The sequence below is a fragment of the Burkholderia sp. BCC1985 genome (assembly GCF_905339915.1).
Lineage (GTDB): Bacteria > Pseudomonadota > Gammaproteobacteria > Burkholderiales > Burkholderiaceae > Burkholderia.
Genome location: NZ_CAJPGY010000009.1, coordinates 117,553 through 129,646, shown reverse-complemented (window position 1 = coordinate 129,646; position 12,094 = coordinate 117,553). Strand labels below are relative to the sequence as shown.

Sequence of the window (12,094 nt, the reverse complement as noted above, 5' to 3'; positions counted from 1 at the left end):
CCCGCGACGCTTGTCGTCAGCGTTACGAGAAAACCACGACGGAAGTCGTCGAGCCAGCGATCGTCGATGGCCGTCATGCCGCTTGACCGGTTGACGTGCGTCAAGGCCGGGCGCACGGCCAAACCTAGACTGGACCCATGCCCTCTCACCGGATGTCGCAGTCACTCATCACAGGAATCCACCATGCGCATCACCGTTCATCTCGACACGTTCGCGCATGCCGGCCCGTCGGCGTATGCGATCGTCTGGCTTGATTTCGACGAGCAAAAGTGGTCGTGTGAAGGCCACTACGCGATGGCAATGCCCTCATGGGGGACGCTTGCCCGGACCGGCGACGGCATCCGGCTTGCCGTGCCCGACGCCAGCCGTCCGCTCATCGTCCTTGACGGCTTCGCGTCCGGCAATGCCAAAGCGCCAAGTGTCGGCGCATCCGGCATGGCACGCTGGTACCCGCATGCCCATCACGCGCCGGATGCCGGTCGCTGGCGCGTGCAATGTCTCGATACCGAGCAGGCCGAACCCGAGCACCGGCTGTTTGCAGACGACGCACGCTGAGCGCGTCGCACACACGGAGCCGGCATCCTGGCTCGGTCGAGAGCCTCGGCCGAGACTGACGCGCGAACCGCTAATCTTCCGTTTCCGGAATCGCGTTGACGATCATCGAGAACAGCTTGCCGAGATCGGCTTCGAGCTTGACCCCGTCGAATGGATCGCGATTGGCTCCGAAGGCGAGGTCAAGTTCCGCCCAGTCCTCGTTTGACAGCAAACGTCTCGCGGCCGGCAAAATCAGCGTCTCCTCGGTAAACCGGTGATCCGAATAGAACTCGGCATATTCATCCACCAGCGCCACCAGTGCCGCTAATGCGGGCGCCCCCTTCAACTCGTACCGGGTCAGCGCGTGTTCGAGATTGGTCAACATCCCGTCACCTCGCGCGTGCTGAGTCTCCAGTTCGTCGATCACGCCGTCGAATTCGGAAGCCACATCCCGCAATGGTGCAAACAGGTAGCGCTCCTCTTTCGGATGATGTATCTGCTCGGGGTACTCTCGAATGTAATAGAGCATCGCCCGGAACACCATGAGACCCGGAACGGGCTTGCCAGCCGCAAGCAGATGGACATAGCGCCGCATGCCCTCGACGACGGCAGACAGCCGCTCGTGCTCACGGAGGATGACGGTGATCGCGGCCCGTGGCCCCAACGACGACATACCAGACCTCACGGAAACAGGCGGAATGCACTGGCGATCGCTCGATCGACTCGCTTGCTCGGCGAGCCCGTCAGCCAGTGCCCACAATTTCCATCTTGGTCGGCTGCGGCTCGACATCAAAGTGTGCCGACGCGACGGCTTTGAGGGAGATCAAAGAGTGTGCCGGCCCGGCAACGCGCGAAGTCGGCATGCGTCGGCCGATTCGAACAAGCGCCCTGCCGACTGAATCGCTCGTGCTTGTCATCGATCCGGCACCTGGTTTTCGAGGTCCGGATGCGCTCTGCCGTCAGCGCGATCGTGTGAAAGACGGACGACAGCGATGGACCGGCGAAACAGCCGCGGCGAGCGGCGAAATACACTCGTATTTGACTTCAGTCAAGATATCCGTCTCCGGCGCTCTCACACTGTATTTAGTATCGCTACGCAAGCATGAGCTCGCCAGGGAAGACATCGATACCAACGCAAGCGACCGATACCGGCTTTTTGGCTGTACCGCGGTTCGACTGGAAGCAAAGAAAGATGAACAAGATGTTTTTCTTGCCAATGTCACTGCTACCGATCGTCATCGCGATCGGCAGCGTCCCGTCGCACGCACGCGCCGAGGACGGGGAGCAACTGGCTCGTCAGGTCTGTGCCACTTGCCACGGTGCACAGGGACACAGCGAATCACCCATGTTCCCGCGCCTAAGCGCTCAGACACCGGAATATCTCACTGTGCAGCTCAAGGGCTTCCGCGAGCACACGCGGGGCGAGACGCATGCGCGCGAGTATATGTGGGGTATTGCGTCGCGGCTCGACGATGCGACGATTGCATCGCTTGCCGCCTATTACTCGCATCAGGAACCGGTGCATGGCAAGGCAGGCAACGCCGCGCTGATGGCCAGGGGGAAGGATATTTTCGAGCATGGCGTACCGCACCGGGGGACCCCGGCATGCGCGTCGTGCCATGGCCCGCAGGGCCAGGGTGCCGGCGCGTTCCCGCGGCTTGCCGGACAACACGTGAACTATCTGCTTCGGCAGATCGAGTTCTTCAAGAACGAGACACGTGCCAATTCCCCCGTCATGACAGCCGTTGCTCATACGCTGGATGCCGACGACGCCAATGCGGTCGCCACATGGCTCGAATCGCAGTAGGGTCGTCAGCGCGAAATCCTCCGGACGTCGCCGGCACTGCCGAATCGATCCACGATTGCGTCCGCAACCCACAGTTGCGGACGCAACCACGATGACAGGTGACACGATCAACCCCGATTCAGCCGGGCTCGTCCCGAGCCACGGCGCATGGAACGTGTCGAGATCGATATGGATGACGTAACGTTTCGCTTCGTCCGGCAACGCGGCCAGAAAGCAGTCGGGTGGAAACGGGCACGCACGAGGTCGCGCGCGCGATCGCATCCGATACGAAGACACGCGACGATCGGCTCTCGCTTGCTCGCGTGATTTTTCGAATGCGCCAGGGTATCGGCGAACCGGACGGGCCGCCTCGCGGCCCGGACGCTTCCCGCCAAACGGGAATGTTGCGCAGTGTAACGTCCAGCCGCGCCCCGGCGCCGACCGCTGCCACACGTTGCGGTATTGCGGCGCGCCGCGCTTACGGCAGCGGCGGCCCGTCGCGCAACACGGCTTGCAGCCCGGCCGCGAACGGCGTCGCATGCGCGATGCCGAGTGCGCGCACGCTCGCGGCATCCAGATGGCAGTCGTACGGACGCGGCGTCGCATCGGCCGGCGTGTCGATCCGCGCGAGCGCGGCGTCGATGCCGAGCGCGGCCGCGATCCGTTGCGCGATGTCGTACTTCGTCATCGGTTCCTCACCCGACCAATGACGGATACCCGTGATCGGCGAGCCCGCGAGCTGGCGCAGCGTCAGGTCGCGGATCACGTCCGCCACGTCCGGCGTGAAGGTCGGATAGCGGATCGCCCACGCGTCCATGCCGACCGCATCCGCGCCCGCTCGCGCGGACGCGACGATCGCCGGCACGAGGCTCGTGACGGCCGACTCGCGCCAGTCGACGATCGGGCCGTAGAGCAACGGCAGGCGCAGCACGCAGGCAAGCGGCGACGCGGCGAGCAACGCGGCCTCGCCTTCCAGCTTGGTGCGGCCGTAGATGTTCAGCGGGTTCGGCACGGCATCTTCGCGGTACGGCGCGGCCTTGCCGTCGAACACGTAGTCGGTGGAGATGCCGAGCGTCCACGCGCCGTAGCGCGCGGCGAGCGCGCCGATGCGGGCCGGCGCGTCGACGTTGATCGCGCGCGCGGCCGCGGGGTCGCGTTCGCAGACGTCCGGGCGGCGCTCGGCCGCGCAGATGATCACGGCGGCCGGGCGGCGCGTGTCGAACAGACGCTCGAGTGCCGGCTGATCGAGCACGTCGAGTCGGACGATGTTTTCCGGCGGCAACGCGAGGCGCCGCGCGCCCGCGGCGTCCGGGTTCCGGATGGTTGCGACGAGCGTCAGCGACGCTTCGCGGGACAACGATGCGGCAACCGCACGGCCGAGGAGGCCGGACGCGCCGATGAGCAGGATGGTCGGGTGCGACACGGTAGCCAACGATGAAAGGGGATGAGGGGCCCCAATCTATACGAGAACCGGCAACCGATGTCGATTTCGCTCGCTCGTCGACGACGGGCGGATGATGAAACACGGGCCCGGTGCGCTTCCACGCACCGGGCCCGTCGTGCGGCACGAATTCTCGCGCCCGCTTACTTCCGGTCGAACGAATACCGCCCCGGCCCGCTCACCGCGAGCAACAGCAGCCCGCCGATGATGCTGATGTTCTTGTAGAAGTTGATCATCGCGAGGTACTGGTCCATGCCCTGCAGCGCCCAGTAGCGATGCCCGATCAACGCGGTCGCGAGCGTATAGACCGCGAACACCAGCGCGAGCGGACGCGTATAGAAGCCGACCGCGATCAGCGCACCGCCGACCAGCTCGACCGCCACCGCGATCACCGCCGACAGCTCCGGCGACGGCGCACCCGTCGACGCCATGTACGCGACCGTGCCCGAGAAGCCGTTCAGCTTCTGCCAGCCGAACAGCACGAACAGGATCATCAGCAGCACGCGAGCCGCCAGCAGCAGCTCGTCCTTCTTCGACTCCAGCGAAACGTAACGCATAGCAATCACCTTGATTTGACGGTTTGACGCATTCGGTGCCGACGTCCGCCGCAACGGCGAACTCACGGATCGACAACGAACCCGCCTCGCACGATCGAACCGCGGGCCGGCCGGCCCGCTGCCGAAGAATCCGTCCGGTCGCGCCGTCGTGGCGCGCTGCGGAACGGTTCTGGCGAAGCACGGGTGCAGTCTACTGTCTCACCGGAAATCATCAATCCGCCATAACAAGATTGGCTGTCTCGATTTAGTGGACAATTGTCACGTAACAAACGCGTCATAGGCGGCCGGCGGGGCATCTCACACGAAAGGGCTATCGCGGCTTTCCCTTCCATGCAAAGGCAGCCGGCGATCGGCGGTGGGCCGGCCAGCGCAGCGTCGAGGCCCCCTCGGCCCGCGAATACGCCGAACGGCACCCGCCGGACATGCCGATGGCACCGGCCACGGCATGACCTCAGGTAACGATGGCCTGGCGGATCGAGACGCCCTGGGCCGCATTCGATACGGCCTCCCATTGCTCCCACTCGGCCAGTCGCGCCGCATAGGCCGCGCGCACGACGGGCATGCCCTCGGTGCCCAGGAACAGACGCAACGGCGGCTTGTCCGTATCGACCACCTGCAGCACGGCCTGCGCCGTGGCCTGCGGTTCGCCGAATTCCATGGCCGCACCCCGCGCGAACGCTTGCTGACGCAGCGCGGCGTAGGCCTCCAGCCCCTCGGAGATCTTCAGGGACGCGGGACTCGCGAAGTCGGTCGCGTACGCACCGGGCTCGATCAGCGTCACTTTGATGCCGAAGTTGGCGACTTCCTGCGCCAGGCTGTCGTGCAGGGCTTCCAGCGCCCACTTGGAGGCGTTGTAGAGGCCGGAAATGGGACCGGCCACGATGCCCGCTACGCTGGAGACGCCCAGGATATGCCCGCTGCCCTGGCTGCGCAGGACGGGCAGCGCCGCCTGGATGACGCGCAGCGCGCCAAAGAAATTCGTCTCGAATTCGGCTTTCACGTCGTCGACCGTGGCTTCTTCGATGGCGCCGACCAACGCGTAGCCGGCGTTGTTCAGCACCACGTCGAGTCGCCCGAAATGCTGGTGCGCCTGCGTGACTGCGTCCGCAACCTGCTGCGCATCGGTCACGTCCAGGGCCAAGGGAAGTACGCGGTCGCCATGGCGCTCCGCAAGCACGTCCAGTGAGCCCGCGTTGCGGGCCGTTGCAGCCACCCTGTCGCCGCGCGCCAGCGCGGCTTCTGCCCAGATGCGCCCGAATCCGCGTGCGGCGCCCGTGATGAACCAGACTTTCGATGTCATATCGCATACCTCCATGTTGGGGAAAAAAGCCGTACGGTCTGTCAGCGCGTCTGACTGAGGATGATGCGGTCGAACATGCGGTCGCCTAGCCAGACGCGCATGCGGATCAGCATCTTGGCGAACTTGCCGGCCGCATAGCGCGTGCGCGGCTTGCGACTGGAGACGGCCTTGGAGACCACGTCCGCGATCACGCGCGGATCGCTACCGGTGCCGTGTCCGTAGGTGTTCTTGATCGACTTGGCCACCATCTGCACCAGCCGGCCATACGGGCCGCTGGCCGAGCGCTTGACGATGCTGTCGGTGGCGGCATCACCGAAGCCCGTCTCGATCACGCCGGGTTCGACGATCACGACCTTGATGCCAAACTCGGCCACTTCCAGGCGCAGGCAGTCCGACCAGCCTTCCAGTGCGTGTTTGGTCGCGTGGTACCAGGCCCCCAGGATGCTGTACATCTTGCCGCCCATCGAGGTGATGTTGACGATGTATCCCGAGCGCCTGGCCCGCATGGCCGGCAGCAGGAGTTGCGTGAGCCGCGCGGCGCCGAACAGGTTGACCTCGAACTGGTAGCGCGCCTCGTCGATGCCGATTTCCTCGACCGGCCCATACAGGCCGAAGCCCGCGTTGTTGACCAGCACGTCCACCCCGCCCGTCCGGGACAGGATGAACTTGACGCCATCGACGATCTCGTCGTCCCTGGAGAGGTCCATGCGCAGCGGCTCGGCGCCGAGTCGCGCCAGGTCGTCCATCTTGTCGACACTGCGCGCAGCGACATAGACCTGATAGCCGTCCTTGATCAGGCGCTGGGCAATGGCCTTGCCCATGCCTGACGATGCGCCGGTGACCAAAGCCGTTTTTCTCTTTCCTGTGGTGGACATGCCGCACCTCGTTTGTTGAGTTGCCGCTAGCTTTTCAGGAAAAGCAGGCCGCTTGCCTCGCGTCATGCGCCAAACGGCTTGCGATCCGCGCCGCCGCACGAGGCGCGATGGTCATCGGCCGGCCTCCTGCACACGGCTGCGCAGTGCCTTGAGCGTCCCGTAGGGCGTGTCCACCACTGTCCGGTTGGCCAGCCAGTCGGGAATGGCGCCGCCGGGGGATGCATGCATCTGATAGGTGACTTTCACACCCTCTGCGTCGGGCACCAGCTTCCACTGACCTTTGGCCTGCGGAATCCGCACCTTGCCCTCGCGCAACGGCAGGTAGTCGGGGACCGCCTCCACGCGCACGGTGACCGCGCCGTCGCCGGCCTTCGTGTAGGTGAAGTGGTAGATGCCGTCGCGGTTGGAAACCGGCCAGGGCGCCTTGTTGTCGAGGTAATGGAACTGCTCGGTGTCGGTGGCCTTGAGCAGTTCGGAAGCGGCCACGTCGGGCATCCATTGACGGTAGGCATCGGCGTCACGCAGCACCTTGACGACGTCATCGGGGGTAGCCCGGATCTGCACCTCGCCGCGGAATTCGCGCAGCGGCGATCCGTCGACGTTGCGCACGTAGACCCTGATGCCATCGGCCTGCCTGGCGAGCGACCAGCCGTCCTGCGCGAAGGTCGTCTGGCTGGCCAGCAGCCCAATCAGCAGGGCGGCGGAAAGAAGATTGCGTCGGGCGATCATCGCGAAACCTCATGGAGTGAAGATGCCTTCACCATAGACTGCCACGCTGCGCAGCGAACTCGCCACGCGCGCCAGAGGGATGGCGATCGGCGCCAGCCTGAACGCGGCTCAGGGCGATTTCGTTCGCGCCTGTGCAACCTGGGCTGCCAGGCCGTGGCGCTGCAAGACCGACCGGATGGCAGGCAATTGCGCGACGACAGCCTCGTAGCCCAGGCGCCGTGCCGTTTCCCGGCCCTCGGCATCGTCCATGCCCGCGGGCGCGATCGGCGGAGCGATCAGCACGTCGATCGCCAGCATCAAAGGCAGGCCTGCGCGCAGCCAACGCGTTCCCATCTCGCTCAATTCTGCGCGGCGCCCAGCCGGACCAGCTCGGCAGAAGGCAGGACCACCACGCCCCGGGACGTGGGAACGGTTCGTACCAGCGCCTGGGCAACGGCCTCGGCGTGTACGGGCTTGTAGGCGCCGGGGAGGATCGGCGCGAGCAGTCTGGCGACGGGGATCGCGATGATCTCGCCGTACCGCGTGGCCTGGCCCAGGCCGTCCCGGTAGTCCAGCAGCAGCGAAGGTTGCGCGATGACCAGCGCCGTGAAGGGCATGGCCTTAAGCGCATCTTCCAGTTCGCCCTTGACGCGGGTATAGAACATGGACGACCGGGCATTCGCCCCTGCTGCGCTGACCAGCCCCACGCGCCGCGCGCCCGCCGCAAATGCGGCCTGCGCCACGGCCAGGTTGGCATCGAAGTCCACCGCTCGGAAGGCCTCCTTGCTGCCGGCCACCTTGATCGTGGTGCCCATGGACAGGTACACCTCGTCGACCTGCGCCAGCGTGGGCAAGCGGCCGAAATCCACCTGGTGGACCTGGAGCCTGGGGTCGCGCACAGCCAGGGGGCGGCGGCTCAGCACATGGACCTCCGAGACCGTCCGGTCGGCCAGCAGGGCCTTCAGCATCAGGCCGCCCACGAGTCCGGTGGCACCCGCCAGCAGCACTTTGCGTTGTTTCTCTTGCAGGGTCATGAGTGTCGTTCTCAGTTCAGGCGCATGGCATTGCGCGCGGTATCCGGCGTCTGCCCGGTCCATTCCAGGAAGGCGCGGTAAAAGGAGTTGGGATCTTCGAAACCGAGCAGGAAGGCGATTTCGCCGGCAGTCATCGTCGTGCTCCCGAGGTAGTGGCGGGCAAGACTTTCCCGGGTGGTGTTCACCAGCGAGCGGAAATTCTCCCCTTCGTCTTCGAGGCGGCGCTGTAGCGTGCGCTTGCTCAGCCCCAGGCGCTCGGCGGCTTTCTCGATGGTGGCCGTGTTGCCGGGCAGCAGCTCCAGCAGCACCGCACGCACGCGCTCGGCCATCGTGGCTGTGGCGTCCAGTTCGCTGAGCCGACGGCGCAGTTCGGGCTCGAACACGCGCCACATGCCTTCGTTCACGGTCAGGAACGGGCGCAGGGCATCGGCGGCGCCAAAGGTAATGGCCGGACGCTCGCCACGTTGAACGGGCACGCCGAAGAAGCGCTGGTAGCGCGGCGCACAGCTAGCGGGCGGAAGCTGTGGCAGGGCCACCCGCAATGCCTGCACGGGCTCGCGTGTGGCCAGGCGAGCCAGCCGCAGGAAGAACGCGACCTCGGCCACCTGCAGCGAATAGGGCAACTCGGTCTGCACCGACAACCAGCGCGGCGACACCGTCAGCGATCCGGCCTCATCCACGTCGACCTCGAGCCTCATGGGCGCCACAAGTTGCTTGTATTTGGCCAGGCGCTGCACCGCCTGCATCAGGTTGGCACTGCACAGGGCGGCGAACAGCGGCGGATCGAATACCTCGGCCGAGACCATCTCGACGAGGCGCAACGGAAACATGGGGTCGTTCGCTTCCAGCTCCAGCGCGCGCCAGAAGCGGAAGTACTCGTCCGTGTCGAGCCCGCGATCTGCGCGATGAAACAGGTCTTCAGGCAGACGCGCCCTGCGCAGCACGTGGTCGGGCTGCACGCCGAAGTCCTTCAGCAGCGTGCGCCATGCGATATCCAGAGAGAAAGTGAGGTTGCGTGCCATGGGTGTGCACCAAAAGTCGATGATGGCCGGACGGGGCCCGGTGTGCGGTAACAGCTTAGCTGTTGAACCGCGATCGGATACATGCAATGCGCGCCAAATCGATCGCAGGATGTGACATTCGAGGGGGGGCGGCAGTTGCACAAGAGATAGCGGGCGGGCGCAAGGCATGCGAAGAATCCAAACGATTCTTTACGGCATGCTTACTGTCAACCGTCGCGTCGCGATGACCGTTCATACTCGGCAACGCGGCTTTCTCCCGGCGGCCCGTTCATCGTGCGACGGTCCCGGTTCGAATCCATGCCGGTTCTTTTCGGCAAGACCGCGCGACCATCATCGGAGCCATATGGCATTTCGTCCGTCCTTGCGAACAGCAGCCACGCTTTCCGTTCTTTGCGCGGTGATGCTGGGCGCGTGCGCCGCCGTGGCGCAGCACCCTGCCGACGCGACCGTTTCATCTCGATCGCGCACCGGCACGCAGCTGAAGACCGTGCCCGGCGCCCGGATGGCCGGCGCGCCTTTTGTGCACCCCGGCCTGCTGCATACGGAGCGCGATTTCACGCGCATGCGCGAGAGCGTCGCCGCGCGGCGGCAGCCGTGGTTCGACGGCTGGCAACGCCTGGTTGCCAATCGGCATGCTTCGCTCGACTGGAAGCCGAATCCGCAGCCGGCCATCTATCGCGGCCGAAACCCCGACCACCCGGAAAATTACGCGACGCTCTTCAATGATGCCGCCGCGGCCTACGCGCTGGCACTTCGGTGGAAGATCACCGGCGACGACGCCTACGCGCAACACGCGATAGGAGTCCTGAACGCGTGGTCGCGCACGCTGACGACGATCGGCGGCAGTTCCGACAAGTTCCTGGCTTCCGGTATTTACGGCTACCAGTTGGCGAACGCGGGCGAAATCCTGCGCACGTCTCCCCTGTGGCGCGCCGACGACTTCCGGCGCTTCCAGTCGATGATGCTCGACGTGTTCTATCCGATGAACCACGACTTCCTGGTTCGGCACAACGGCGCAAGGATCGACCACTACTGGGCCAACTGGGATCTCGCCAACATGGCGTCCATGCTGGCGATCGGGATCCTGACCGATCGCCACGACATCTACGCCGAAGCGGTCGACTATTTCAGGCATGGCGCCGGCAACGGCTCGATCGAACATGTGGTGTGGAAGTTGTATCCGGACGGGCTGGGTCAGCTGCAGGAAAGCGGGCGCGACCAGGGGCATGCCATGCTCGATATTGCGCTGCTCGGGGCGTTCTGCCAGATGGCCTGGAGCCAGGGAGACGATCTTTACGGATATGACGACAACCGGTTCCTGCGCGCAGCGGAATACGCCGCTCGATACAACCTCGGGAAGGACGTGCCTTACACGCAATACACGAACAGCGATGTCACGCAGCCCGTCATCTCGCTGAATTCGCGCGGTAACGAGCGCCCTGTGTGGGCACTCGTCTATAACCACTACGTCGTGCTGAAAGGGCTCTCCGCGCCGGACGTCGAGGCCTTTGCCCGCAAGGTCGCGCCGGAAGGCGGCGGTGGCGACTATGGTCCCAACAGCGGCGGCTTCGATCAACTGGGATATGGCACGTTGACGTATACGCTCGAATGACGGGCAGCTGTCGGCGATCAGCGATCAGCGAATCGTGAACCCACGGTTCGCCGCCGAATTTGCCCCACCCCGAGACAGCGAGGTAGATCGCTTCCGGTGCGGACATCTTGCCGGATGCCGCTCGCATCACGGCCGAGCTTGAAGACAGTCGCCAGGATGGCCGGCCCTCGATCGCGAAGCGCGTTGGCCCAAGACCAGGGCCTCGTCACGCACGGCGCATCCGCCCGCCGGATCACATCAAATCGATCGGCAGCGTCTTGTCGAGATTGTCGTGCCAGGCGCGAATGGTCTTCGGCACGGTCTTTTTCCACGCCGGCACGTTCGAGAAGTAGCGCATGCGCACCTTGTCATGGGCATCGAACACGAGCAGCCCGATCCACAATTCTGTGTCCCGGCGCATCACGATCGCGGCGTTCGTCGTCGCGATGCCGCGCACCCAGTACGACTTCACGTCGGCGTTCAGGCCGTCAAGATCCTGCTCGTCCGCGCTGGTGTTGATCGTATCGACGAGCGTCTGATAGTCGGCGCCGAGCAGCGTGTGCGCGATCGCGTTCTGGTGCGCGTCGGCCAGCACCTTCAGCGTCACGAGGTCAGCCGCCTGGCTCGCCTGCGCCTTCGACGCCGTCACGTACTCGCCCGAATTCACGACGCCCGCACCGGCGCCACAATCGGCATCGCCGCCCTGCTGCGCGACCTGCACGCGGCCGCCCTTGCGGCTGAAATCGAGCCGGCATCGATCCTGGCGAAACGTGCCGCGCTCGCCGTGCAGGTCGATATCGCCGCCGAGTCCGCCGGTATTCGCGCCGTTGTTGCCACTCAGTTCGAAGTGCAGACGCGGTGCCGTGCCGGTGAACGTCAGCACGCCGCCGAACGACGGGTTGTCGCTGTCGCGATACCACGTCTGTTGCCAGCGGTCGGCCGCAAGCGGCGCGCCGTTCAGGCTCGCGAGCCGCTCGCGATAGCGATCGCCGAGGCACGACGCATCGTTGCCGCAGCGATCGCGCTGCTTGAGCCATTTCAACTGCGCCGCCTTCAGCGCGGCGGTATCGCCGCTTTTCGCGAGCGTCTTCTTCCACGCCGCCGCCAGCTGGCCGTCGAGCGACGACAGCCCGGCGTCCGCGCAGATCGTCTTCTCGGTCGGCGAAGCGGCTTTCGCGCAGTCGAAGCCGGCCGCATGCGCGGCCATCGGCGCGATCGTCAGTATTGCCAACATCATGGCGGCTCG

At 65.3% G+C, this 12,094-nt stretch carries 13 protein-coding genes; 3 read left to right on the top strand and 10 right to left on the bottom strand.

Annotated elements, in window-relative coordinates; all coding sequences use genetic code 11:
* Positions 1–183: 183 nt before the first annotated feature.
* Positions 184–555 carry a DUF3564 family protein gene (locus tag U4Z31_RS11710; protein WP_044847687.1) on the top strand — a complete coding sequence of 124 codons (372 nt, stop codon included), beginning with the start codon at positions 184–186 and terminating at the stop codon, positions 553–555.
* Positions 556–625: 70 nt separating this feature from the next.
* Here U4Z31_RS11710 and U4Z31_RS11705 read toward each other — a convergent pair whose 3' ends face one another.
* Positions 626–1,207 carry a hemerythrin domain-containing protein gene (locus U4Z31_RS11705; RefSeq protein ID WP_124521235.1) on the bottom strand — a complete coding sequence of 194 codons (582 nt, stop codon included), beginning with the start codon at positions 1,205–1,207 and terminating at the stop codon, positions 626–628.
* 519 nt (positions 1,208–1,726) lie between these two features.
* On the opposite strand from U4Z31_RS11705, the gene U4Z31_RS11700 reads away from it, so the two are divergent.
* Positions 1,727–2,341: a c-type cytochrome gene (locus tag U4Z31_RS11700; RefSeq protein WP_321810418.1), complete on the top strand. Its 615-nt coding sequence runs from the start codon at positions 1,727–1,729 to the stop codon at positions 2,339–2,341.
* A gap of 457 nt (positions 2,342–2,798) precedes the next feature.
* Here the strand turns inward: U4Z31_RS11700 and U4Z31_RS11695 are convergent, their stop codons facing one another.
* The 8 genes from U4Z31_RS11695 to U4Z31_RS11660 all read right to left on the bottom strand — a co-directional run bounded on the left by U4Z31_RS11695 (position 2,799) and on the right by U4Z31_RS11660 (position 9,257).
* The gene (locus tag U4Z31_RS11695) at positions 2,799–3,743 is read right to left on the bottom strand and encodes an SDR family oxidoreductase (RefSeq protein WP_321810417.1); all 945 of its coding nucleotides are present in this window, start codon (positions 3,741–3,743) and stop codon (positions 2,799–2,801) included.
* A gap of 161 nt (positions 3,744–3,904) precedes the next feature.
* Positions 3,905–4,318: a DoxX family protein gene (locus U4Z31_RS11690; RefSeq protein WP_044847690.1), complete on the bottom strand. Its 414-nt coding sequence runs from the start codon at positions 4,316–4,318 to the stop codon at positions 3,905–3,907.
* A gap of 451 nt (positions 4,319–4,769) precedes the next feature.
* Entirely contained in the window at positions 4,770–5,618 is an 849-nt protein-coding gene (locus U4Z31_RS11685; protein ID WP_321810416.1) for an SDR family oxidoreductase, read from the bottom strand.
* A 41-nt stretch (positions 5,619–5,659) separates the two neighbouring features.
* Positions 5,660–6,493, bottom strand: a complete 834-nt coding sequence (locus U4Z31_RS11680) for an oxidoreductase (RefSeq protein ID WP_044847692.1) — start codon at positions 6,491–6,493, stop codon at positions 5,660–5,662.
* 111 nt (positions 6,494–6,604) lie between these two features.
* The gene (locus U4Z31_RS11675) at positions 6,605–7,222 is read right to left on the bottom strand and encodes an START domain-containing protein (protein ID WP_044847693.1); all 618 of its coding nucleotides are present in this window, start codon (positions 7,220–7,222) and stop codon (positions 6,605–6,607) included.
* A 108-nt stretch (positions 7,223–7,330) separates the two neighbouring features.
* Positions 7,331–7,519 (bottom strand): hypothetical protein, encoded by a 189-nt coding sequence (locus tag U4Z31_RS11670; RefSeq protein WP_124646403.1) that lies wholly within the window; start codon positions 7,517–7,519, stop codon positions 7,331–7,333.
* A gap of 41 nt (positions 7,520–7,560) precedes the next feature.
* A complete protein-coding gene (locus U4Z31_RS11665) occupies positions 7,561–8,235 on the bottom strand; it encodes an NAD(P)H-binding protein (RefSeq protein ID WP_321810415.1) in 675 nt (224 codons plus the stop codon).
* An 11-nt stretch (positions 8,236–8,246) separates the two neighbouring features.
* A complete protein-coding gene (locus U4Z31_RS11660) occupies positions 8,247–9,257 on the bottom strand; it encodes an AraC family transcriptional regulator (RefSeq protein ID WP_321810414.1) in 1,011 nt (336 codons plus the stop codon).
* A 343-nt stretch (positions 9,258–9,600) separates the two neighbouring features.
* On the opposite strand from U4Z31_RS11660, the gene U4Z31_RS11655 reads away from it, so the two are divergent.
* Positions 9,601–10,869, top strand: a complete 1,269-nt coding sequence (locus U4Z31_RS11655) for an alginate lyase family protein (RefSeq protein ID WP_321810413.1) — start codon at positions 9,601–9,603, stop codon at positions 10,867–10,869.
* 232 nt (positions 10,870–11,101) lie between these two features.
* On the opposite strand, the gene U4Z31_RS11650 is transcribed toward U4Z31_RS11655, so the two are convergent.
* Complete coding sequence (locus U4Z31_RS11650; RefSeq protein WP_321810412.1) at positions 11,102–12,085, bottom strand: lysozyme inhibitor LprI family protein; 984 nt, start codon at positions 12,083–12,085, stop codon at positions 11,102–11,104.
* Positions 12,086–12,094 lie beyond the last annotated feature (9 nt).